General features: G+C 72.3%; 21 protein-coding genes. 13 read left to right on the forward strand and 8 right to left on the reverse strand.

Translation table 11 applies throughout. From position 1 onward, the window contains the following. Window positions 1-28 precede the first annotated feature (28 nt). From AC1DPN_RS06075 to AC1DPN_RS06085, 3 genes are all read left to right on the forward strand, one after another. A complete protein-coding gene (locus tag AC1DPN_RS06075; protein ID WP_477083793.1) occupies window positions 29-1,498 on the forward strand; it encodes a rhamnulokinase in 1,470 nt (489 codons plus the stop codon). Between the two features lie 9 nt (window positions 1,499-1,507). Further along, a complete protein-coding gene (locus AC1DPN_RS06080) occupies window positions 1,508-2,335 on the forward strand; it encodes a class II aldolase/adducin family protein (protein WP_477083794.1) in 828 nt (275 codons plus the stop codon). A 183-nt stretch (window positions 2,336-2,518) separates the two neighbouring features. Next, a complete protein-coding gene (locus AC1DPN_RS06085; protein ID WP_477083795.1) occupies window positions 2,519-2,725 on the forward strand; it encodes a chemotaxis protein CheW in 207 nt (68 codons plus the stop codon). Between the two features lie 76 nt (window positions 2,726-2,801). Here AC1DPN_RS06085 and AC1DPN_RS06090 read toward each other — a convergent pair whose 3' ends face one another. Then, the gene (locus AC1DPN_RS06090) at window positions 2,802-4,667 is read right to left on the reverse strand and encodes a phosphoenolpyruvate carboxykinase (GTP) (protein WP_477083796.1); all 1,866 of its coding nucleotides are present in this window, start codon (window positions 4,665-4,667) and stop codon (window positions 2,802-2,804) included. A gap of 130 nt (window positions 4,668-4,797) precedes the next feature. Between AC1DPN_RS06090 and AC1DPN_RS06095 the strand changes: the two genes are divergently transcribed. From AC1DPN_RS06095 to AC1DPN_RS06120, 6 genes are all read left to right on the forward strand, one after another. Continuing rightward, window positions 4,798-6,285: a helix-turn-helix domain-containing protein gene (locus tag AC1DPN_RS06095; protein ID WP_477083797.1), complete on the forward strand. Its 1,488-nt coding sequence runs from the start codon at window positions 4,798-4,800 to the stop codon at window positions 6,283-6,285. Between the two features lie 128 nt (window positions 6,286-6,413). Further along, complete coding sequence (locus AC1DPN_RS06100) at window positions 6,414-6,587, forward strand: hypothetical protein (protein ID WP_477083798.1); 174 nt, start codon at window positions 6,414-6,416, stop codon at window positions 6,585-6,587. A gap of 145 nt (window positions 6,588-6,732) precedes the next feature. Continuing rightward, the gene (locus tag AC1DPN_RS06105; RefSeq protein ID WP_477083799.1) at window positions 6,733-7,233 is read left to right on the forward strand and encodes a hypothetical protein; all 501 of its coding nucleotides are present in this window, start codon (window positions 6,733-6,735) and stop codon (window positions 7,231-7,233) included. 55 nt (window positions 7,234-7,288) lie between these two features. Then, window positions 7,289-8,674 carry a sensor histidine kinase gene (locus AC1DPN_RS06110; RefSeq protein WP_477083800.1) on the forward strand — a complete coding sequence of 462 codons (1,386 nt, stop codon included), beginning with the start codon at window positions 7,289-7,291 and terminating at the stop codon, window positions 8,672-8,674. Further along, window positions 8,667-9,314, forward strand: a complete 648-nt coding sequence (locus AC1DPN_RS06115) for a response regulator (RefSeq protein ID WP_477083801.1) — start codon at window positions 8,667-8,669, stop codon at window positions 9,312-9,314. Before AC1DPN_RS06110 ends, AC1DPN_RS06115 begins: the two co-directional genes overlap by 8 nt. A gap of 2 nt (window positions 9,315-9,316) precedes the next feature. Continuing rightward, entirely contained in the window at window positions 9,317-9,679 is a 363-nt protein-coding gene (locus AC1DPN_RS06120) for a DNA polymerase ligase N-terminal domain-containing protein (RefSeq protein WP_477083802.1), read from the forward strand. Between the two features lie 45 nt (window positions 9,680-9,724). On the opposite strand, the gene AC1DPN_RS06125 is transcribed toward AC1DPN_RS06120, so the two are convergent. Both AC1DPN_RS06125 and AC1DPN_RS06130 read right to left on the reverse strand, forming a co-directional pair. After that, window positions 9,725-10,552 (reverse strand): alpha/beta fold hydrolase, encoded by an 828-nt coding sequence (locus AC1DPN_RS06125; RefSeq protein ID WP_477083803.1) that lies wholly within the window; start codon window positions 10,550-10,552, stop codon window positions 9,725-9,727. A gap of 170 nt (window positions 10,553-10,722) precedes the next feature. Beyond that, on the reverse strand, window positions 10,723-11,094 hold the full coding sequence (locus AC1DPN_RS06130) for a winged helix-turn-helix transcriptional regulator (RefSeq protein ID WP_477083804.1): 372 nt from the start codon (window positions 11,092-11,094) through the stop codon (window positions 10,723-10,725). Between the two features lie 100 nt (window positions 11,095-11,194). Between AC1DPN_RS06130 and AC1DPN_RS06135 the strand changes: the two genes are divergently transcribed. Both AC1DPN_RS06135 and AC1DPN_RS06140 read left to right on the forward strand, forming a co-directional pair. Next, window positions 11,195-12,049, forward strand: coding sequence for an NAD-dependent epimerase/dehydratase family protein (locus AC1DPN_RS06135; RefSeq protein ID WP_477083805.1), 855 nt, complete (start codon window positions 11,195-11,197; stop codon window positions 12,047-12,049). Window positions 12,050-12,122: 73 nt separating this feature from the next. Next, entirely contained in the window at window positions 12,123-14,786 is a 2,664-nt protein-coding gene (locus AC1DPN_RS06140; RefSeq protein WP_477083806.1) for a phosphoenolpyruvate carboxylase, read from the forward strand. Window positions 14,787-14,850: 64 nt separating this feature from the next. Here AC1DPN_RS06140 and AC1DPN_RS06145 read toward each other — a convergent pair whose 3' ends face one another. The 5 genes from AC1DPN_RS06145 to AC1DPN_RS06165 form a co-directional block, all read right to left on the reverse strand. After that, the gene (locus AC1DPN_RS06145) at window positions 14,851-15,039 is read right to left on the reverse strand and encodes a hypothetical protein (protein ID WP_477083807.1); all 189 of its coding nucleotides are present in this window, start codon (window positions 15,037-15,039) and stop codon (window positions 14,851-14,853) included. After that, a complete protein-coding gene (locus tag AC1DPN_RS06150) occupies window positions 15,036-15,560 on the reverse strand; it encodes a hypothetical protein (protein ID WP_477083808.1) in 525 nt (174 codons plus the stop codon). The genes AC1DPN_RS06145 and AC1DPN_RS06150 overlap by 4 nt, the downstream gene beginning before the upstream one ends. Window positions 15,561-15,608: 48 nt before the next feature. Then, on the reverse strand, window positions 15,609-16,364 hold the full coding sequence (locus AC1DPN_RS06155) for a ferredoxin reductase (RefSeq protein ID WP_477083809.1): 756 nt from the start codon (window positions 16,362-16,364) through the stop codon (window positions 15,609-15,611). Further along, window positions 16,357-16,959 carry a sulfite oxidase-like oxidoreductase gene (locus AC1DPN_RS06160; RefSeq protein WP_477083810.1) on the reverse strand — a complete coding sequence of 201 codons (603 nt, stop codon included), beginning with the start codon at window positions 16,957-16,959 and terminating at the stop codon, window positions 16,357-16,359. The genes AC1DPN_RS06155 and AC1DPN_RS06160 overlap by 8 nt, the downstream gene beginning before the upstream one ends. 109 nt (window positions 16,960-17,068) lie before the next feature. Continuing rightward, a complete protein-coding gene (locus tag AC1DPN_RS06165; RefSeq protein WP_477083811.1) occupies window positions 17,069-18,451 on the reverse strand; it encodes a DEAD/DEAH box helicase in 1,383 nt (460 codons plus the stop codon). A gap of 233 nt (window positions 18,452-18,684) precedes the next feature. Here AC1DPN_RS06165 and AC1DPN_RS06170 point away from each other — a divergent pair, with 233 nt between their 5' ends. Beyond that, a complete protein-coding gene (locus AC1DPN_RS06170; RefSeq protein ID WP_477083812.1) occupies window positions 18,685-19,425 on the forward strand; it encodes an ABC transporter ATP-binding protein in 741 nt (246 codons plus the stop codon). Further along, window positions 19,425-21,971, forward strand: a complete 2,547-nt coding sequence (locus tag AC1DPN_RS06175; protein ID WP_477083813.1) for an ABC transporter permease — start codon at window positions 19,425-19,427, stop codon at window positions 21,969-21,971. Before AC1DPN_RS06170 ends, AC1DPN_RS06175 begins: the two co-directional genes overlap by 1 nt. The last annotated feature ends 8 nt before the right edge of the window (window positions 21,972-21,979 follow it).

The following is a 21,979-nucleotide window of genomic DNA, read 5'->3' on the forward strand; positions in this document are numbered from 1 at the left end:
GCGCGCGCCGGCGAACGACGACCAACCCATGTACGCAGCAGTCGACCTCGGCGCCACGAGCGGGCGCGTCATCACCGGTCGCCTGGCGGACGGTCGGCTCGAGACCGTCGAGGTCGCGCGCTTCACGAACGGGCCCGCGCAGGTCGGCGATCGCGAGGGGCTCCGGTGGGACGTCGACGCGCTCTGGTCCGAGGTCCGCGCCGGCCTGGCCGCCGCAAGTCGCTCGGGGTCGCTGACGTCCGTCGGCGTCGACAGCTGGGCCGTGGACTACGGGCTGCTGGACGCCGACGGGGCGCTGCTCGGCGACCCGGTGCACTACCGCGACCCACGGACCCAGGGCATGCCCGACCGGTTCTTCGACGCGATGCCCGCCGCCCGGCACTACGCCGTCACCGGCGCCCAGGTGCAGCCGTTCAACACGGTGTTCCAGCTCATGGCGGAGGCACGGCTCGGACAGGCGCGTCGACTTCTGCTGATCCCCGACCTCCTGACCTCGTGGCTGTCCGGCCGGGACGTCACCGAGGTGACCAACGCGTCGACGACCGGGATGCTCGACGTGCGGTCGCGGCAGTGGAGCCCCGAGGTCCTGCGGACCCTCACGGGCCTCACGGGGGTCGACGTGCGCGGGCTGCTCGCGGACGTCGTCGAACCCGGTGCCGTGGTCGGTGCCCTGCGCCCGGAGCTGCGGCTGGGGGCAGCGAAGGTCGTGGCCGTCGGGTCGCACGACACGGCGTCGGCGGTCGCGGCGGTACCGATGGTCGACCCGAGCCGAGCGGCCTACATCTCGTCGGGGACGTGGTCGCTGGTGGGCGTCGAGCTGCGCGAGCCGGTCCTGACCCCGCAGTCCCGGGCGGCGAACCTGACCAACGAGCTCGGCATCGACGGGACGGTGCGCTACCTCAAGAACGTCGCCGGGCTCTGGCTGCTCACCGAGTCGCAGCGCACGTGGCACGACCGCGGCGCCACCACCGGCCTGACCGCGCTCCTCGCAGCCGCAGCCGACGTCCCCGCCCTCCGGACCGTCGTCGACGTCGACGACCCGAGGTTCGCCGCCCCCGGGGACATGCCCGAGCGCATCGCGGAGGTCGCTCGGGCGAGCGGGCAGCCGGTGCCCGACGACGAGGCGACCGTGACCCGCTGCATCCTCGACTCGCTCGCCCTGGCCTACCGGCGCGCTCTGCGTCAGGTCGTCGGGCTGGCCGGGCTCGACCTCGACGTCGTGCACGTCGTCGGAGGTGGGTCCCGCAACGCCCTGCTGTGCCAGCTCACGGCCGACGCGGTAGGGCTGCCCGTGCTCGCGGGACCTGCCGAGGGAACCGCGATGGGGAACCTCCTCGTCCAGGCATGGGCCACCGGGGACCTCGTCGGCGGTCTGCCCGCGATCCGCGACGTCGTCCGACGCTCGACCGAACCGCTCCGGTGGGAACCCACCGGAGACCCGAAGGCCTGGGAACAGGCCGAATCCCGGCTGTCGGACCTGTCCGCGGCCCGACAGTGAGGACGGACGATGCTCGACACCGTTGTGCACCCTGAGCTCGACGAGCTGCTCACCTCGATGGGCGCGGGCGGTCACCGCATCTGCGAGATCGACGCCTCGGAGGCCGGTGCCGGCAACATTTCGGTGTACGCCGGCTGGGACATCGAGGTGCGACGTCGCTTCCCGATCGCCGAGGAGATCACGCTCCCCGTCCCGGCGCCCGCGCTCGCGGGGCACACCATCCTCGTCACCGGTTCGGGGCGGCGCCTCCGTCAGATCCACGAGGACCCCGAGGCCAACGTCGGCGCTGTCGTCGTCCACGAGGGCGGTCTGACCGGCACGATGTACACGTCGCCCCGCCGCCTGTTCGAGCGGCTGACCAGCGAGTTCAACTCGCACCTCGCCGTCCACCAGGACCAGGTCGCGCTCCGCGGGGTGACGTTCCAGGCCGTCGTCCATGCGCAGCCGATGAACCTGACCTACCTCTCGCACGTGCCCGCGTACCAGGACACCGAGTCGATGAACACCCGCATCCTGCGCTGGGAGCCGGAGTCGATCGTGTCCCTCTCGGCAGGCATCGGGGTGCTCGCCTTCATGATCCCGGGCTCTGCGGAGCTCATGGCGGCGAACGTCGAGGGACTACGGGAGTTCGAGATCGTGCTCTGGTCCAAGCACGGCGTGATGGCGCGGTCCGACCTGTCCGTCACACGTGCCGTCGACCGGATCGAGTACGCGGAGACCGGCGCGAAGTACGAGTACATGGACCTCGTCGCCGGCGGACGCGCCGAGGGGTTGAAGCCGGAGGAGATCGGGGCGGTCGCGCGCGAGTTCGACATCACGTCGCGCTGGGTCCACTGACCCGGCCGGTCCGCCCGGAGGTCGTGCACGGCCGTCGACGACGGTCGTGCACGAGGGTTGTGACCGACAGCTGTGCCGTTGGCCACAAGGGGCCCAAAGGCCCGGGTTCGGGGGTTCGCCCGGTGGAACCATGGGAGGTGCCGGCGATCCCGGCGCACTCGTCTGCACCCACAAGGAGCCCCCATGTCCAGCACGACCTACGCACCTCCGGCACCGTCGCTCTCGACCCGCGCCAGCCGTTTCTTCGAGACCGTCCGCTGGGCACCCGCGCCGCGATGGGGCAGCACGACCGCCGAGCACGTCACGTACGCCGTCTACCTCCTGGGCAGCATGCTCGCCTGGATCGCGATCGGCGTGCTCGCCTCGGCAGCTCTCGGCGTGATCCTCTAGCCCACCTCGGTCGCAGGGCGGCGACGAGGCCGCTGGTCATCGGCCCGGCTCGCCGTTGAGCCGGGCCGACGACCGATCAGCGCTCGAGCGCAGCCCGCATCCGGGCGAGGCGGTCGTGCAGTGCGGGCGGCACGCGGTCACCGAACGTCGCGAAGAACTCCTCGGTCAGGTCAGCCTCGAGCAGCCATGAGTCGGGGTCGACGTGGAACAGCCGCGCGAGCGTCTCGTCGTCGAGATCGAGCCCGCGCGTGTCCAGCGCGCCCGGTGCCGGCAGCAGACCCACCGGGCTGGGCACGGCGCCGACGTCGGTGCGCAGCCCGCGCGCCCGGTCGACCTGGTCGACGACCCAGGCGAGCACCCGCGAGTTCTCACCGAACCCGGGCCACAGGAAGCGCCCGTCGTCGTCCTTGCGGAACCAGTTGACCTGGAAGACGAGCGGCCGGCGGTCGCGGTCGAGCCGTTCCCCGATCCGCAGCCAGTGGGCCCAGTGGTCGGCCATGTCGTAGCCGCAGAACGGCAGCATCGCGAACGGGTCGCGCCGCAGCTCGCCGACCAGTCCCTCGGCCGCCGCGGTCCGCTCCGACGAGATCGTCGCGCCCATGAACACCCCGTGCTCCCAGCTCTCGGCCTGGGCCACGAGCGGCACGTTGGTGGCCCGACGGCCGCCGAACACGATCGCGTCGAGCACCACGCCCTCGGGGTCGTCCCAGCCGTCCGCGATCGTCGGGCACTGAGCTGCCGCGACCGTGAACCGGCTGTTGGGGTGCGCGGCAGGCTCGTCGGACGACGGGGTCCAGGCGCGGCCCCGCCAGTCGGTGAGGTGGGCGGGAGGCTCGTCGGTGAGGCCCTCCCACCAGACGTCACCTTCGGGCGTGAGCGCGACGTTGGTGAAGATCGTGTCGTGGCTGAGCGTCTCGATGGCCGCGGGGTTGGTGGAGGTGCCGGTGCCCGGCGCGACCCCGAAGAACCCGGCCTCGGGGTTGATGGCACGCAGCGCCCCGTCGGCCCCCGGGCGCAGCCAGGCGATGTCGTCGCCGATCGTCTCGACCGTCCAGCCGGGCAGCGTCGGGCGCAGCATCGCGAGGTTCGTCTTGCCGCACGCCGAGGGGAACGCGGCGGCGACGTGGTAGCGGCGCCCGTGCGGTGAGGTGAGGCGGACCAGCAGCATGTGCTCGGCGAGCCACCCCTCGTCGCGACCCATGACCGAGGCGATGCGCAGCGCGAAGCACTTCTTGCCGAGCAGCGCGTTGCCGCCGTAGCCCGAGCCGTAGGACCAGATCTCGCGCGTGTCCGGGAAGTGGGAGACGTACTTCGTGGAGCTGCACGGCCACGGCACGTCGTGCTCGCCGCGTTCCAGGGGTGCGCCGACCGAGTGCACGGCCGGCACGAACGGCTCGCCTGCCTCGACGAGGCGCAGCACGTCGCTCCCGACGCGCGTCATCACGTGCATGCTCACGACGACGTACGGCGAGTCCGTCACCTGCACACCGACCCGCGACATCGGCCCGCCGACCGGCCCCATCGAGAACGGCACGACGTACATGGTCCGTCCGCGCATGCTGCCGGCGAACACCCCGTCGAGCTCGGCCCGCATGGCCCCGGGCTCGCGCCAGTTGTTGGTCGGGCCCGCGTCGGACTCGTCGCGCGGGCACACGAACGTCCGCGACTCGATGCGTGCGACGTCGTCGGGGTCGGACCGGGCCAGGTAGCTCCCCGGACGGAGCGTGGGGTCCAGCGGGAGCAACGTGCCCGTGCGCACCATCTGGGCGATCAGCGCGGTCCGCTCGGCGTCCGACCCGTCGCACCACTCGACCGCGTCGGGCTGCGTCAGCTCGGCGACCGCGGCGACCCAGGCGCGGACGTCACCCGTGACGGCGACCGCGGTCACGTCGGCGAGCGTGACGGTGCGGGTCTGCGGGGCGGGATCGAACAGGGTGGTCATCTCTGCGGTCTCCTTCAGCACGGCCTCCGGTGGCCGCGCTCGTCGATATGACCATCGTGTCGTCAAGCAGTCGGGTTCTCGGGGCCGAATCGCACGACAAGAATCGCGATTCTTGACATAGAGTCACGTCATGACGATCTCAGGTCGCCTGCCGGGCGACGAAGCCGCGCAAGGCGAACCCGACGCGCTCACGGTGGGGCGTCGTGTGCGGCACCTGCGCACGGCGCGGGGGCTCACGCTCGACGACCTCGGCCAGCGCGTCGGGGTCACCCCGAGCCTGCTGTCGCTGATCGAGAACGGGCGCCGGGAGCCGCGTCTCACGCTGCTGCGGGGCCTGGCCGACGCGCTCGACGTGACCGTGGCCGACCTGCTCGACGCCGAGCCGCCGTCGCGGCGGGCCGCGCTCGAGATCGCCCTCGACCGTGCGCAACGGTCTCCGGGCTTCGAGCGGCTCTCTCTCCCGACCGTCCGCCCGGGACGCACGCTGCCCCTGCCGCTGCTCGAACAGCTCGTCGGCCTGCACGCCGAGCTCGCCCGGCGCGACCTGGAGGCCGTCGCGACGCCGGAGGAGGCGCGCCGCGCCAACACGCAGATCCGCCTCGAGCGTCAGGCGCGCGACAACTACCTGCCCGAGATCGAGCGCCTCGCGGAGTCCATGGCGCGCAAGGCCGGGTACACCGCGGGGGCGCTCACGCACCGGGCCGTGTCCCGCATGGCCGAGCAGCTCGGCTTCTCGATCCTCTACGTCGACGACCTGCCGAGCTCGACCCGCACGGTGACCGACCTGGCGAACGGCCGCATCTACCTGCCGCCCGCGTCGATCCCCGGCGGCCACGGGCTCCGCTCGCTGGCCCTGCAGGCGATCGCGCACCGCGTGCTCGGCCACGAGCGGCCCACGTCCTACGACGACTTCCTGCGCCAGAGGATGGAGATCACCTACTTCGCGTCCTGCTGCCTCATGCCCGAGTCGGCCGCGGTCGAGCACCTGCAGCAGCACAAGCGCGAGAAGGACCTGGCGATCGAGGACATGCGCGACGCGTTCGGCGTCACGCACGAGGCCGCGGCGCAGCGCTTCACCAGCCTGGCCACCCAGCATCTCGGGATCCCGGTGCACTTCCTGCGCATCGGCGGTGACGGAGCGATCTACCGCGGGTACGCGAACGACGGGCTGCCGATGCCGACCGACGTCACGGGCGCGATCGAGGGCCAGCTCGTCTGCCGCAGCTGGGGTGTGCGCCGAGCACTCACCCGGCGTGACCGATCGTCGGAGTCCTACCAGTACACCGACACCCCGGCCGGCACGTTCTGGTGCTCGACCCAGACGGGCTCCGGCTCCGGCGGGCAGATGGCGCTCGCGATCGGCGTGCCGTTCTCGTCGGCGACCTGGTTCCGCGGCCGCGACACGACGGACCGGCACAAGTCGACGTGCCCCGACGAGGCGTGCTGCCGCCGCCCGCGCGCCGCCGCGACCGCCCGCTGGCAGGACGCGTCGTGGCCGAGCGCGCGCATCCACCAGCAGGTGTTCAGCGCGCTGCCCACCGGGGCGTTCCCCGGTGTGGACGCGCGCGAGGTGTACGGGTTCCTCGACCGGCACGCCCCGCAGGAGCCCCAGGCATGACGCTCAGGGCGTCCTCGCACCCGGCGTGATCTGTCTCACCTTTGCGCCGATCAGGTGCGTCCAGGTCTCACCATGAACCGCAAGCGGCCCGACGCCCCGCTGGCCGCCACCCCCGTGGGAGGTGTGCCATGGCCCAGGACGACACCCCGTTGCACTGCGGTGAGTGCCGGACCCGCTACCCCGTCGGCCGACTCGCGCGCGAGTGCGAGCTGACGCACGGCGTCCGCCTGGTCTACGACAACTCGAGGTTCTGGATGGGTGCCGGCGACACCGGGCCCTGCTACTCCCAGGAACGCGGCTGAGCCGAGCTCGCGCGGACGGGTGCAGCGCCCATCGCGGACAACCGTCGCGCCCTGGACGCGGTGGTACTAGTACCAAGGTCCGATGGTGCGCCGTACCGGCGACAGGGGAGAAAGGAGTCCTCACCCAGGAGACCGAGGAGTTCCGATGAAGCGCATGATCGTGTTCACCGCCGCCCTGCTCGTGGCCGCGGCGCCGGCGGCGGTAGGCCTGGCCGGGAACAGCAGCCTCAGCCCCACCGTCCCCGTCGCTCCGCCGACGCAGGCGGTGGTCGACGACAACGGTGGTGCCACCGACCGGGACGACCGGACGGAGGTCGGCGACGACCGGGCGGTGCAGGGTGGCGTCGTGACGCCGACGCCGACGTCCAGCGCCTCGCCCACCTCCGACGCCTCGCCGTCGTCCAGCGCCTCGCCGACGAGCACCACGGTCGACGACCACGGCGGCCTCGTGGACCGTGACGACCGCGTCGAGCAGGGCGACGACCGCGACGAGCCCAGCAGCGCCCCGGCCCCGGCGCCGGCTCCTGCCCCGTCGGCGACGAGCGACGACTCGGGCCACGACGACGACAGCTCGCACGGCGGGTCGGACGACGGTTCGGGGCACGACGCGGGTGACGACCACGGTGGCCATGGCAGCGACGACTGAACCGCGGGCACCAGGCGAGGAGGACGGCGGCGCCCACCCGCATAGGGTGGGCGCCGTGCCCTCACCCGGTCCGCAGTGGACGACGCTGACCCGACTGCGAGGGTCGGGCGCAGGTGCCGAGCTGCGTCCGGTCCGGCCGTGGCGCGTGTTCGGACGGCTGGTCGCCGCGGCCGCGCTGGTGCTGGTGGTCGTGGCGGTCCTGGGCCTGTCGGCCAGCCGCCGCATCGCCGAGCAGGAGTCGGTCAACGACGCCGCCAGGCTCACGGACCTCCTCGCCGACGCGGTGGTGCAGCCGGTGCTGCAGGACGGGCTCACGACCGGCGATGCTGCGGCGCTGGCGGCGGTCGACGACGCGGTGCGCGCGGGCGTGCTCAGCGACTCGGTCGTCCGGGTGAAGATCTGGGACGGCGACGGCACGATCGTCTACTCGGACGACCCGCGGCTCGTGGGCCAGGGGTTCGCCCTGGGTGACGACGAGCGAGCCGTCCTCACGGACCCGTCCACGGAGGCCGAGGTGAGCGATCTCGACAAGCCGGAGAACGTGTACGAGCGCGGGCAGGGCAAGCTCCTGGAGGTCTACCGGCCGGTCTGGACACCCGACGGCACCCCGCTGCTGTTCGAGACGTACAGCCGGTACGACGCTGTCACCGAGCGGTCCACCGCGCTGTGGCGCGGCTTCGCCGGCATCACGATGACGAGCCTCCTGCTGCTGCTCGTCCTCATGCTCCCCGTGCTCTGGACCCTGCTCGACCGGCTCCGCCGCTCCCAGAAGCAGCGTGAGGTCCTGCTGCAGCACGCGGTCGAGGCCTCCGACGACGAGCGCCGCCGGATCGCTGCGACGCTGCACGACGGCGTGGTCCAGGAGCTCGCCGCGTCGTCGTTCGCGCTCGCGGGGGTTGCCGATCGGGCGGAGCGGTCCGCGGCACCCGAGCTGGCCGAGCCCGTACGAGGAGCGGCCGAGACGGTCCGCGCGAGCATCAAGGGACTGCGGTCGCTGCTCGTCGACATCTATCCCGCGAGCCTGGGGACCGCAGGCCTGGGCGCCGCGCTGCAGGACCTGGTGGGTGGGCTCGCCGCACGCGGTGTCGACATCCGCCTCGACCTCGCCGACGACGTCGAGGCGGGACTGACGTCCGAGACGTCGCAGCTCGTCTACGGGGTGGCGCGCGAGACGCTGCGCAACGCGGTCACCCACGCGCAGGCGAGCGAGGTGGTCGTGCGCGTGGACCGCGACGGTGGAACCGTCGTCCTCGAGGTGCAGGACGACGGCGCGGGGTTCGACGTGGACGCGGTGCTCGCCGCACCGGCGGAGGGACACTTCGGCCTGCGGCTGCTCTCCGACCTCGCGTCGGCGGCCGGTGCCCAGCTCGAGGTCAGCTCCGCGCCGGGCGCGGGGTGCCGGTGGCGGCTGACCGTCGAGGAGGGGAGGGCGCATGAGTGACGACGACGTCACGGTCCTGCTGGTCGACGACCACCACCTGCTCCGCTCGGGCCTGGCGACGCTCGTGGACGGCGCGGACGGCATGCGCGTCGTCGGTCAGGCGGCCGACGGCGAGGCCGCGGTCACCCTCGCGGCGGAGCTCCAGCCCGACGTCGTCCTCATGGACCTCTCGATGCCGGTGCTCGACGGTGTCGAGGCGACCCGGCGCATCGTGGCCGCGCAGCCGGGGGTCCGCGTCGTCGTCCTGACCTCCTTCTCGGACACGCGTCGGGTCGGGGAGGCACTCGCTGCCGGGGCGATCGGCTACCAGCTCAAGGACTGTGACCCGCGAGACCTCGTCGCCGCCGTCCGGTCGGCCGCCCTGGGCCACGCTCCGCTCGACCCGCGGGTGGCCACGGCGCTGCTGCCGACCGCGACCGCGTCGCCGGTCGACCGGCTCAGCCAGCGTGAGCGGCAGGTCCTGGAGCTCATCTGCCAGGGGCTGGCGAACAAGCAGATCGCCAGGTCGCTGGGCATCAGCGAGCGCACCGTGAAGGTGCACGCCGGCCACCTGTTCCGGCAGATCGGTGTCAACGACCGCACGAGCGCGGCGCTGTGGGGTCAGAAGCACCTGGGCGACGCGTCGTCGTCCGCGGGGTGACCGTGAAGGCGCCGAAGGACGGGCACCCGGCGTTCGTCCTGCACGACCACCGCGTGCCCCGGCCGCACTTCGACCTGCGGCTCGAGGAGGACGGAGTCCTGCGGTCGTGGGCCGTGCCGCGCGGGCTGCCCACCGAGGTCGGCCGTCCGCGGCTCGCCATCGCGGTGCCGGACCACGAGCTCGACCACCTGACGTACACGGACGACACCAAGCTGATCGCCGACATCGGCTGGTGGGAGCTCGTCGACCGCGACGAGCACCGGACCGTGTTCGTGCTGCACGGCCGGTCCGCCCCGGTCCGCTACGCGCTCGTCACCACGGGCGACGGCCTCCTGCTCAGCCGCACGAAGGAGCAACCTCGCTGACCTCACCGAGCAGGCTCCGGCGAGGGAGCCTGCTCGGTGGGACGACTACCTCGCCGCGGCGCGGATGAGGGCGACCACCTTGAGGGGCTGGCTGATCATCGGGACGTGCGAGCTCTTCACCTCGATGGTCGTGGCCCCGGCCCGGGCGGCCATGGCGCGCTCCGCCTCCGGCGGGATGATCCGGTCGTTCGACGCCACCATGTACCAGCTCGGGATCGTCTTCCACGCCGGGACGCCCGACGGGGTCACGAGCGAGGCGAAGGCGCCCGGCCGTTGGCTGCCCGCCATGGACCTGGCCAGGAACGACGGCACGTCCTGGGCGAAGAGCCGCGGGAACCACACCGGGTCGATGTACGCGTCGGCGTCTCCCTCGCTGGCGCCCGGGAACGGGCGGATGACGAGGTGGTCGGTGACCTCGGTGTGCCCGCCGCCGAGCCCGTTCGCCGCCGCGACGGACTCGCCCTCGTCGAGGGCGTACGCGGCGATGTACACGAGCGACCGGACGTTCGCGTTGCCGGTCGCGGCGTTGGTGATGACGGCACCTCCGTAGGAGTGGCCGACGAGCACGATGGGCCCGCTGATCGTGCCGAGGTAGTCGCGCAGGTAGGCGCTGTCGTACTGCACTCCGCGCAGCGGGTTGGAGAACGCGAGCACGGGGTAGCCCTCGGCCTGCAGCGCGGTGCCCACGGCCGTCCAGCCGCTGGAGTCGGCGAACGCGCCGTGCACCATCACGACGGTCGGCTTGGGTGCGCTGGTCGGCGGCCCGTGCCGGCCGTCCGCGGTGGCGGGCAGGGTGGCGCCGCCGAGTGAGACGAGGACCAGGAACATCGCCGCGATGGCGGCGAACAGGCTCCGATGCGTCCGGCGTGGCATGGCTTCTCCTCGGGTGGGGTGAGGGCAGGTGTCGCCGTCGGCACCGGGATGTCGGCCGGGTCGCCTGCGGATCGCCTCCATCGTCCGCACGCACGGTGGCCGTCCGAATCACGTGGTCCGCGTAGTCGTGCCCTCGAGGCGCTGGGACGCTCCGCCCCTGCCGAGGTGGGTCAGACGACCGCAGCGGCGTCGGCCCGTGCCCGCGACTCCAGGATCAGGGGCGCGTTCGCCTCGGACCACGAGCGCATCGTCTGCAGCGCGTCGAGCAGGGACGTGCCGAGCGGAGTCAGCCGGTACTCGACGCGGGGCGGCACCTCGGCGAAGGCCTGCCGCGACACCAGACCATCGCGCTCGAGCGCCCGGAGCGTCTCGGTGAGCACCTTCGGGGTGATGTCCGTGAGCAGTGCACGCAACTCCGAGAACCGCAGCACGGAGCGGTCGAGCGAGAGCAGGATGCGCACGGTCCACTTCTCGCCGACGCGAGCGAGCACCATCCGGCTGGGGCACGCGACGTCGAGGACGTCGTAGGGCACGGTTCCCACGGGGTGACCGACTTCCGTTGAAGTGACTGGTATCGAATTCATACTATCGGCGACGACACAGCGACGACACACGTCACCACAACGATCCGCGGGAGCTCACATGCGCGTCCTTCTCACCGGTGCCACCGGCTATATCGGCTCGAACGTCCTGGCGTCCCTCGTCGCCGCGGGCCACGACGTCCTCGCGGTGACCCGCAGCTCGTCGTCCGCCGACCAGGTGGGCGCCTCGGGGGCGACGGCCGTGGTGCACGACCTGACCGACACCCCGTGGCTCGTCGAGCAGCTCGAAGGCGTCGACGCGGCGATCCACGCGGCAGCCACGGGTGACTCGGAGAACCCTGCGTTCGACGACGCGGTCATCGACGCGGTGATCACGGCGTTCGCGGGCACGGAGAAGCCCTTCGTGCACACCAGCGGCGTCTGGATCTGGGGGGCCGGCGCGGTCGACGAGGCTGGACCGCTGGACCCGCCGGCCATCGTCGCGTGGCGCATCGAGCGCGAGGCGAGGCTGCTCGCCTCGGACGTCCGGGCGACGATCCTGGCGCCCGGTGTCGTGTACGGGCAGGGGCGCGGCATCGTCGCCGGCGTGTTCGGTGCAGGCTCGCGGACTGCCGACGGGGCGCTGCGGCTGGTCGGCTCGGGTGAGCAGCGCTGGACCACGGTGCACGTCGAGGACGTCGCCGACGCCTACGTCCTCGCCCTCACGGACGCCCCGCGCGGTCGACGCGTGCTGGCGGCGTCGAGCGACAACCCGACCGTCCGGGAGATCGCTCGCGCCGTCGTCGGGCCCGAGGGTGTGCTGCTGCCGGAGACCGCTGCCGAGTCGCGGGCCCGGCTCGGCGCGGGGTTCGCCGACGCTCTGCTGCTCGACCAGCGGGTCGACGCCTCGTCCGACGCCACGGGGTGGGCCTGGGCGCCGAGCCGACCCGGTCTCCTGCGCGAGCTCTCGGCGTGATGCGACGTGTCCTGCATGTAACAGCCTTGGACGCTCTGGGCACGGATCGCCGAACGTGCCTTACTTTTGGCCCGTGACTGCACCGAGCGACGCCCCGCAGGGCCTGGCCAACCACGAAGTGCCCGAACCGCTGCGCAACGACGTCCGCGTGCTGGGCGAGTTCCTCGGCAGGGTGCTGCGCGAGGCGGGCGGCGACGACCTGCTGGCCGACGTCGAGCGTCTGCGCGAGCTCGCCATCCGCGCGCACAACGGGCCGGACGCCGAGGCGCTCGCGCAGGCCGAGGAGCTCGTGGCGGGCTTCACGCTCACGCGTGCCGAGCAGGTGGCCCGCGCGTTCACGTGCTACTTCCACCTGGCCAACACGGCCGAGGAGTACCACCGCGTGCGGGTTCTCCGCGAGCGTGAGGCGAGCCTCCTGCCGCACCACCTCGCGCCTGACGACTCGCTGCCGGCGGCCGTCGCGCAGCTGGCCCAGGAGGTCGGCGAGGACGTCGCACGTCAGCGGCTCGCCGACATGGAGTTCCGCCCGGTCCTGACCGCGCACCCCACGGAGGCCCGTCGGCGCGCGGTCTCGGCGTCCATCCGGCGGATCGCCGAGCTCGTCGCGGAGCGCGACTCGCGCAGCATCGGCGGGATGTCGCTCGCGGAGAACGACCGGAAGCTGCTCGGGGAGATCGACACGCTGTGGCGCACGGCGCCGCTGCGCGAGTCCAAGCCGACGGTCCTCGACGAGGTCCGCACGGTGCTGAGCGTCTTCGAGTCGACCCTCGCGGACACCCTTCCGGACGTGTACCGGCGCCTGGACGACTGGCTCCTGGCCGACGCCGCCGGCACGACCGCTCCGGCCGTCCGCGCGTTCGCGCGGCTCGGGTCGTGGATCGGTGGCGACCGGGACGGTAACCCGAACGTCACCGCCGAGATCACCCTGCAGGCCGCGCAGCTGTCGTCGGACAAGGTGCTCACCGAGCTCGAGGACTCCACCCGCCGGACGGCGGGCGGCCTCACGCTCTCCGCGGACGACACCCCTGCCTCCGCGGAGCTCGCCGCGCTCTGGGCCGCTCAGGTCGCGCTCTCAGAGCCGCTCTCCAGCCGCATCGCGATCGACGCACCCAACGAGCCGCACCGCCGGGTCGTCTACTTCCTGGCCGAACGACTCGCAGCGACGCGCGTGCGGTCCGCGCTGGCGTACGCGAGCGCCGACGAGTTCGAGTCCGACCTCGGCGTCGTGCAGCGCTCGCTGGCCGAGGCGGGCGCGACACGGTCCGCGTACGGCGACCTGCAGCGGCTCGTCTGGCAGGTGCAGACCTTCGGGTTCCACCTGGCCGAGCTCGAGGTCCGGCAGCACTCGCAGGTGCACGCCGCGGCGCTCGCGGACATCGCGACGAACGGCATCGACGGCGACCTGGAGCCGCGCACGCTCGAGGTTCTGGCCACGTTCCGCGCCCTCGGCGAGGTCCAGCGCCGGTTCGGTCCGGAGGCGGCCCGTCGCTACATCGTCTCGTTCACGCAGTCGCCCGAGCACCTGTCGGCCGTCTACGAGCTGGCAGAGCTCGCGTTCGCCGGGTCGGACTTCACCCCGGTCATCGACGCCATCCCGCTGTTCGAGACCTTCGCGGACCTGGAGGCGAGCGTCGGCATCCTCGAGGCAGCGCTCGAGTTCCCGCAGGTGCAGCGTCGGCTCGCCGAGAACGGGCGCCGCGTCGAGATCATGCTCGGCTACTCCGACTCGTCCAAGGATGTCGGGCCGGTCTCCGCGACGCTCACGCTCGACACGGCGCAGCGTCACATCACCGAGTGGGCGCACCGCAACAACATCGTCCTGACCTTGTTCCACGGCCGCGGCGGCGCGCTCGGTCGCGGGGGCGGCCCCGCCAACCGTGCGCTCCTCGCCCAGCCCCCGGGCTCGGTGGACGGCCGCTTCAAGCTCACCGAGCAGGGTGAGGTCATCTTCGCGCGCTACGGCGACCCCACCATCGCCGCGCGGCACATCGAGCAGGTCGCCGCTGCGACCCTGCTGGCCGGTGCGCCGTCGGTCGAGAAGCGCAACGCCGCCGCCACGGACCGGTTCACGGGACTCGCTGCGCGCCTGGACGAGGTGTCGCGCGTGCGGTTCCACGAGCTGGTGAAGTCTCCGGGCTTCCCGCAGTGGTTCGCCGAGGTCACGCCTCTGGAGGAGCTCGGCCTGCTGCCGATCGGCTCGCGGCCGGCCCGTCGCGGGCTGTCGGTCGAGTCGCTCGACGACCTGCGCGCGATCCCGTGGGTGTTCTCGTGGTCGCAGGCGCGCATCAACCTGGCCGGCTGGTACGGCCTCGGCACCGCGCTCGAGCAGGTCGCCGACCTCGAGGAGCTGCGGGCTGCCTACGCGGAGTGGCCGCTGTTCGGGACGATGATCGACAACGTCGAGATGTCGCTCGCCAAGACGGACCAGCGCATTGCCGAGCGTTACCTCGCTCTCGGTGACCGCGCCGACCTGGCCGGCCAGGTGCTCGAGGAGATGTCGTTGACCCGCAAGTGGGTCCTGCTCATCACCAACAGCGACGCGATCCTGTCGCGTCGGCGCATCCTGGGCCGCGCCGTCCAGCTGCGCAGCCCGTACGTCGACGCGCTCTCGCTCCTGCAGCTGCGGGCGCTGCGCGCACTGCGCACGGGTGTGGAGCCCGAGCAGGTGGACGACCTGCGACGGTTGCTCCTGCTGAGCGTCAACGGTGTCGCGGCCGGCCTGCAAAACACCGGCTGAGACCTGCTCGAACGACAGGACGGCTCGGCCGGCGGCCGGGCCGTCCTGCGTCTCTGGCGACGCTCTAGCGGCGGGAAGGCTTGCTCACGGTCGGCGCGGAGGTCGAGAGGTCGACGACGGTGACCAGGCCGTCCTGCTCGGCCTTGTCGACGCGCTCCTGGAGCCGCTCGCGGTCGCGCTTGGTGCCGCCCGTCAGCGCGAAGAGCTTGGGGTCGATGACGAGCTTGCGCACGACCGGCTTGTCCTTGCTCATACCGCCGCCCATCTCGTGCCTCCCTCGACCGATACCACGATAAGCCCGACCAGGACGACGAAGACCGCCACCCCCAGCAGCACCGCCGCCGCGCGGAGCCAGCGGTTCTTCGTCCGCAGCTTCTCCATCGAGTCCACGACGAGGAACGCGATCGCGTTGGTGACCACGGAGACGGCGTCCGCGCGCTCGCGCTCCGCGACGCCCTCGGTGAGCAGTGCGACGGGCGCGACGAGCCCCGGCGGGCGTGCGCTGATCGGCACCGCCGCGCTGACCCCCGCGAGGGTAGCGACCAGCGCTGCCGCGACCCGTGCCCAGGCGGGCAGCACGGTGCTGGTACCGGCGAGCAGCGTCACCAGGACGCCCGCGAACCCCAGCAGGACGCCGGCCTTCTGGTCCAGGTTCGAGTGCAGGGCCAGCACGGACGCCTCCGTGCGCCGTGCCTCGTCGAGCACCAGCTCGTCGGCGCCCGGGGTCGGGAGAGTGGTGACGGTGACGTCACGGTGCGTGCTCCAGCCGAACATGGGCCTCAGTCTGCCGGGGGCCGTGGTCGGGTGCTGGGCGACGCGCGGTCAGGGACCGGTCGGTCCGAAGCGCTCCGTCCGGATGCGGTCGGGGTCGTGGCCCAGGTCGACCAGCGTGTCGGCGACGACCTCGACGAACGGCGTCGGACCGCAGACGAAGACGTGCGCGTTCTCCTCCGGTGGGAAGCACGACTCGCGCAGGATGTCGGCGCTCACGCGGCCGACCGGACCGTCCCAGTCCGACGGACCGGTCCGCGTGTAGACGCGGGTGATCGCCACGTCCGGTTCGAGCGTGGCCAGCTCGTCCGCGTAGAGCGCGTCCTGCGGCGTGCGGACCGACACGAGCAGCCGGAACGGCGACACGGACCCGACGGCGCGACGGGTGCGCAGCATGGACATGAGCGGGACCAGGCCCGAGCCGCCGCCGATGAGCTGCACAGGGTGCGGGTCGTTCGACTGCCACACGAACCAGTGCCCGACGGGGCCGCGGAGCTCGAGCTCGTCGCCGATCTGCAGGTCCTCGGTCAGGTACGGGGAGACCTCGCCGTCCTCGACCACCTGCACCGTGAGCGCGATCCGCTCGTTCATCACGGGGCCCGCAGGCATCGTTCCGGCAGAGGCCAGCGAGTACGACCGCTGCGTCGAGTAGCCGTCCTCGGCGGTGAGCCGCACGTCGACGTGCTGACCCGCCATGGCGCCGCGCCAGCCGGGTACGTCGAGCTCGAGGGTCATGGCGGTCGGGGTCTCCGTGGTGCGGGCGGCGAGCGTGCCCACGAGCCAGGGGAGTGCGTAGGAGTCAGTCACCCCAGTACCGCTGTTCCTTCCACGGGTCGCCGTACTCGTGGTAGCCGAGCCGCTCCCAGAATCCCCACGTGTTCTCGGTCATAAGCTCCAGGCTGCGCACCCACTTGGCGGACTTCCAGAAGTACAGGTGCGGGACGAGCAGGCGGGCCGGGCCACCGTGCTCGGGCGGCAGGGGCGCGCCGTCGTACTGGTAGGCGATCCAGGCCTTGCCACCCTGCAGGTCCACGAGCGGCACGTTGGTGGTGTAGCCGCCGTCGCAGTGCGCCATGACGTAGGCGTGCTCCGGGTCGATCGGCACGTCCGCCAGGAGCGTGTCCAGGGAGATGCCGCGCCAGACCGAGTCGAGCTTCGACCACTTGGTGACGCAGTGGATGTCCTTGACCACGTCCTCGTGCGGCAGGTGCGTGAGCTCCGACCACGTCCAGGTCTTCAGGGTGCCGCCGTCGGCCGTGATCGAGAACGTCCAGGTCGACAGGTCGGCGCGGGGCGTCGGGCCGGCCGAGAGCACGGGGAACCCGCGTTCCAGGTACTGGCCGGGTGGGATGCGGGGGTCGGTCTCACGCTTGCCGCGAAAACCGCGGGAGATGATCGCCATGCAGGACTCCCAGGTACGTCGGAAGATCCCATCATCGGGCCCTACCTGCGGATACGCCAGAGGCCGGCCCGACGAGTCGGACCGGCCCCCGGAGCTGGGTCTGAGCCTGTCAGCCGCGCGAGTAGACGACGCGGGGTCCGCCGGACGACGACGCGCCCGAGCCGCCACCGGAGCCGCCACGGCCCGATCCGCCACGACGACGACGCTGGCCGCCCGCAGGTGCCGCCGCGCCACCGGCCGCAGCCGACGCCTGGCGGCTCGACCCGTTGCCGCGGCCCGAGCCGCGCCGGCTTCCGCCGCCGCCGCCCGAGGACTGCTGCTGGGTGGCCGGCGGTGCGACGTAGCGGACCGGTGCGGCCTGCTCGCCGACCAGGCGGGTCAGGGTCGCGTCGCCCGCGTTCACGGGCCTCGGGGTGGCCGTGATCTTGGCGGCGCGGGTGAGCTGACGGACGTCGCCGCGCTGCTCGGGCAGGATGACCGTGACGACGTCGCCGCCGGAGCCGGCACGCGCGGTCCGGCCGGAGCGGTGCAGGTACGCCTTGTGCTCGGCCGGCGGGTCGACGTGCACGACGAGCTCGATGTCGTCCACGTGGATGCCGCGGGCCGCGATGTCGGTGGCGACCAGCACGCGCACGGTGCCCGACGAGAACGCCTCGAGGTTCCGCTCACGCGCAGCCTGCGCGAGGTTGCCGTGCAGGTCCACGGCGGGGATGCCGTCCATGGTCAGCTGCTTGGCCAGCTTCTTGGCCTGGTGCTTGGTGCGCATGAACAGCACGCGACGGCCCGTGCCGGAGGCGAGGTGGTGCACGACGGCCTTCTTGGCCTCGGCGTCGCGGACCTCGAACAGGTGGTGCGTCATCGCGGCAACGGGCGACTCGGCGCTGTCCACGGAGTGCTCGACCGGGCTGGACAGGTAGCGCTTGACCAGCTGGTCGACGCCCTTGTCCAGCGTGGCCGAGAACAGCAGGCGCTGGCCGCGCGGGGGCGTCTGGTCGAGGATGCGCTTGACGACGGGCAGGAAGCCCAGGTCGGCCATGTGGTCGGCCTCGTCGAGCACGGTGATCTGGACGTCCTCGAGCGAGATGAGCTTCTGCTTCATCAGGTCCTCGAGGCGCCCCGGGCAGGCGACGACGATGTCGACGCCGCCGTTGAGTGCGGAGACCTGACGACCCTGGGACACGCCGCCGAAGATCACGGTGGTGTTCAGGCCGAGCACCTTGGCCAGCGGCGCGATCGTCGCGTCGATCTGGGTGGCTAGCTCGCGGGTCGGGGCCAGCACCAGCGCACGGGGGCGGCGGGCGACCTTGCCCTTGCCGGCCGCGGCAGTGCGCGTGACCAGCGGGAGGGCGAACGCGAGCGTCTTGCCGGAGCCCGTGCGGCCGCGGCCGAGGACGTCGCGGCCCGCCAGGGAGTCGGGCAGGGTGGCGGTCTGGATGGGGAAGGGGGCTGTGATGCCCTGCTCCGTCAGTGCGGAGGACAGGGCAGCAGGCACGCCAAGCGTGGCGAACGAAGTCAAGGTAGAGCCTCTCGGGCTAAGTGGTCGGGGTCCGCCGCCAGAGCAACCTGAGCGAGTGCTCGGGGGACCTCCACGACGCGGGGCGCGCAGGTTCGCGCAGCCCGTGGTGTCCTCAGTCTCTCATACAGGTGTATCGGAACCGGCTCGCGGTGGTGAGCATCACAAGGGACCATCGAATCCATACGTGCACGTCGGGGGGAAGATCAGGCATGACGAGCACCGTGATCGCCTCGGCACGTGACCTGCGCAAGGTCTACGGATCGGGCCCGACGGCGGTACGCGCGCTGGACGGTGTCGACGTCGATCTGGTGCGCGGCGAGCTGACCGCGATCATGGGGCCGTCGGGCTCGGGCAAGTCGACCCTCATGCACTGCCTGGCCGGTCTGGACAAGCCCACGTCGGGCACGGTCGTGGTCGACGGGGAGACGGTCAGCGCGATGTCGGAGCGACGGTTGACCGCGCTGCGTCGCACGCGCGTCGGGTTCATCTTCCAGGCGTACAACCTCGTGCCGACGCTCACGGCGCTCGAGAACATCACGCTGCCTCTCGACATCGCCCGCAAGCCCGTCGACCGCGCTCACCTGGACGTCGTCGTCGCGACGCTCGGCCTGGGCGACCGGCTGAACCACAAGCCGAGCGAGCTGTCCGGCGGGCAGCAGCAGCGCGTGGCGTGCGCGCGTGCCCTCGTGAGCAGGCCTGCCGTCGTCTTCGCCGACGAGCCGACGGGAAACCTCGACAGCACCGCGTCCGGTGAGGTGCTCGGCTTCCTGCGCCGCAGCGTCGACGAGCTGGGGCAGTCGGTCGTGATGGTCACGCACGACCCGACCTCGGCCGGCTACGCGCACCGGGTCCTGTTCCTGGCGGACGGCAGGCTGGTCGGCGAGCTGCGCGATCCGACCCCGGAGGCGGTCCTCGAGCGGCTGGCCACGCTTCGCCCGGTGGCTCCCTAGTGGTCCGCGTCGCGCTGCGCGGGGTGCGGGCGCACCTGGTGCGCTTCTGCCTGTCGGTGCTCGCCGTCGCGCTGGGTGTCGCGTTCGTCGCGGGCACGTTCGCGCTGCGGACCATGCTCGGCTCGACGTTCTCGGACATCGTCGCGACGACCACGCTCGGCGACGCCTACGTCCGGGGTGCCGACGTCGTCGGAGGGGTGGACGAGCAGAACGTGGTCGCCGGGACGCCGCGCAACCCGGTCTCGCTCACGCTCGTCCCACAGCTCGAGGACGTTCCCGGAGTCGAGGCGGCGCTGCCCGAGCTGTCCGGGCCGGTGGTGCTGGTCGGCGCCGACGGGACCGCGGTGCAGAGCACCCAGGCACCGAGCCTCGGGTTCGTCTACGACGCGCGCAGCCGAGCGGTCGACCTCGTCGACGGCCACGCACCGACGTCTGCCGACGAGATCGCCCTCGAGTCGACGACCCTGGAAGCCTCCGGGCTCGCGCTCGGCGACGCGACGACCGTCGTGATCGGCGGTGAGGTCCGTCCCGTCACCGTGGTCGGCGAGGTCGGGCTCGGTTCTGCGCTCGCGGGCGCGACGGTGGTCTTCGTCGACCCGGCGACCGCACGTGCGGCCTTCGCGCCCGAGGGCACCGTCCCGGCCATCTCGGTGCTGGCCGACGACGGCATCTCCGAGCAGGAGCTCGTGGACCGGCTGACCCCCGTGGTGGGGCAGGACGACCCACGGGCCGAGGTGATCACGGGCGACGCGATGCGCGACGAGGCGATCGCCAGCGTGCTGAAGGTCCTCGGCTTCATCACCACGTTCCTGCTGGTCTTCGCCGGGATCTCGCTGTTCGTCGGCGCCTTCATCATCTCCAACACGTTCTCCATGTGGGTGCGCCAGCGGATGCGCGAGTTCGCGCTCCTGCGGGCCGTCGGGGCGTCGCCGGCACAGGTGTTCACCTCGATCGTGCTGCAGGCGGCGATCGTCGGCGTGATCGGCAGCGTGCTGGGTGTCCTGGCGGGGCTCGGGCTGGTCGTGGTCCTGCGCGGCGTGCTCGGCACCGCCGGCATGCAGCTCACGGGCCAGGTTCCTGTCGACGGGTTCACCATCGTCGTGTCCGTCCTGGTCGGGACGCTTGTGAGCGTCCTCGCGGCGGCGCTGCCCGCCCGACGTGCGGCCCTGGTCCCACCGGTCGAGGCGCTGCGCGACGAGATGACCGTTCCGGAACGGTCGCTGCGCAGGCGTGCGGTCGTGGGCTGTGCCCTCGTCCTGGCGGGGGTCGCCGCGGTGGCGGCCGCTCTGCTCGACCCGACCGGCGACCATGCCGGCGCGCTGCTCGGGTACGGCGCGGGTGCCGTGGTGATCGGCGTGCTCGCCGCGTCGCCGGTGCTGGCGCGCGGGATGCTGCGCGTGCTCGCCGTGCCGTTCGTGCGGTGGCGGCCGGTGGGCCGGCTGGCCCGCGGCAACGTGACCCGCAACCCGCGCCGTACCGCGAACACCGCCGGCGCCCTGATGATCGGCATGGCGCTCGTGGGTGCCGCGGCCGTGATCGCGGCGACCACGCAGGCGTCGACCAGTGCGATCGTCGCGCAGGAGGCGACGACCGACTACATCCTGCGCGGCGCGGCGCAGGGTCCTGTGCCGAAGCAGGCCATCGAGGACGTGCGTGCCCTGCCCGACGTGCGTGCCGCGGACACGTTCGCGAGTGCCTCGGTGCTCGTCGGCAGGAACTCGTTCGCGATCACCGCGATCGACCCCGACGCGATCGGCCGCAGCATCGACACGGAGGTCGTCGAGGGGTCGTTCCACGAGGCGCTGGCCACCGGTGGGGTCGCCGTCCAGCGCACGACCATGGACGACGAGGAGTGGGCCGTCGGCGACACGATCGCCCTGACCGGTCCGAGCGGGTCGCAGGACGTCGAGATCGGTGCCGTCATCGACTCGCCGGCTTTCGGCGTGCCCCTCGTCGTCGGCCAGACCGTGCTCGACGCTCTGGTGCCTCCTGACCAGCAGCTGGTGACGACCGTGTTCGTCACCGCGGCGGAAGGTTCCGACGTGGCCGCGCTGCGTGCCGAGCTCACGTCCACCGTGAAGCCCTACGTCGTGGTCTCGGTCATGGACAGCGAGGAGTTCGTCTCCCAGCTCGCCGACCAGGTGAACCGCGTGCTCGTGATCCTCTACGCGCTGCTCGGGCTGTCGGTCGTCATCGCGGTGCTCGGCATCATCAACACGCTCGCGCTGTCCGTCATCGAGCGGACGCGCGAGATCGGGCTGCTGCGCGCCGTCGGACTCGGGCGGGTGCAGCTCGGGTCGACGATCACGGTCGAGTCGGTGCTCACTGCGGTCTTCGGCACGCTCGTCGGGCTTGCCGTGGGCGTCGCCCTGGCGTCAGCGCTGCCGACCGTCTTCTCCGACGTCGGCCTGCGCACGCTCGCGATCCCGTGGGCCAGCATCGTCGGCATGCTCGTGCTCGCGATCGTCGTCGGGGTGCTCGCGGCGGTCTGGCCCGCCATCCGTGCGGCGCGTCTGCCCGTGCTCGACGCCGTCTCCACCGACTGATGACTACC

Source organism: Cellulomonas sp. P4_H4 (genome assembly GCF_056400865.1).

Coding starts and splice junctions, on each gene's coding strand:
- AC1DPN_RS06075 (WP_477083793.1), top strand. CDS start 29: ATGTACGCAGCAGTCGACCTCGGCGCCACGAGCGGGCGCGTCATCACC.
- AC1DPN_RS06080 (WP_477083794.1), top strand. CDS start 1,508: ATGCTCGACACCGTTGTGCACCCTGAGCTCGACGAGCTGCTCACCTCG.
- AC1DPN_RS06085 (WP_477083795.1), top strand. CDS start 2,519: ATGTCCAGCACGACCTACGCACCTCCGGCACCGTCGCTCTCGACCCGC.
- AC1DPN_RS06090 (WP_477083796.1), bottom strand. CDS start 4,667: ATGACCACCCTGTTCGATCCCGCCCCGCAGACCCGCACCGTCACGCTC.
- AC1DPN_RS06095 (WP_477083797.1), top strand. CDS start 4,798: ATGACGATCTCAGGTCGCCTGCCGGGCGACGAAGCCGCGCAAGGCGAA.
- AC1DPN_RS06100 (WP_477083798.1), top strand. CDS start 6,414: ATGGCCCAGGACGACACCCCGTTGCACTGCGGTGAGTGCCGGACCCGC.
- AC1DPN_RS06105 (WP_477083799.1), top strand. CDS start 6,733: ATGAAGCGCATGATCGTGTTCACCGCCGCCCTGCTCGTGGCCGCGGCG.
- AC1DPN_RS06115 (WP_477083801.1), top strand. CDS start 8,667: ATGAGTGACGACGACGTCACGGTCCTGCTGGTCGACGACCACCACCTG.
- AC1DPN_RS06125 (WP_477083803.1), bottom strand. CDS start 10,552: ATGCCACGCCGGACGCATCGGAGCCTGTTCGCCGCCATCGCGGCGATG.
- AC1DPN_RS06135 (WP_477083805.1), top strand. CDS start 11,195: ATGCGCGTCCTTCTCACCGGTGCCACCGGCTATATCGGCTCGAACGTC.
- AC1DPN_RS06145 (WP_477083807.1), bottom strand. CDS start 15,039: ATGAGCAAGGACAAGCCGGTCGTGCGCAAGCTCGTCATCGACCCCAAG.
- AC1DPN_RS06150 (WP_477083808.1), bottom strand. CDS start 15,560: ATGTTCGGCTGGAGCACGCACCGTGACGTCACCGTCACCACTCTCCCG.
- AC1DPN_RS06160 (WP_477083810.1), bottom strand. CDS start 16,959: ATGGCGATCATCTCCCGCGGTTTTCGCGGCAAGCGTGAGACCGACCCC.
- AC1DPN_RS06170 (WP_477083812.1), top strand. CDS start 18,685: ATGACGAGCACCGTGATCGCCTCGGCACGTGACCTGCGCAAGGTCTAC.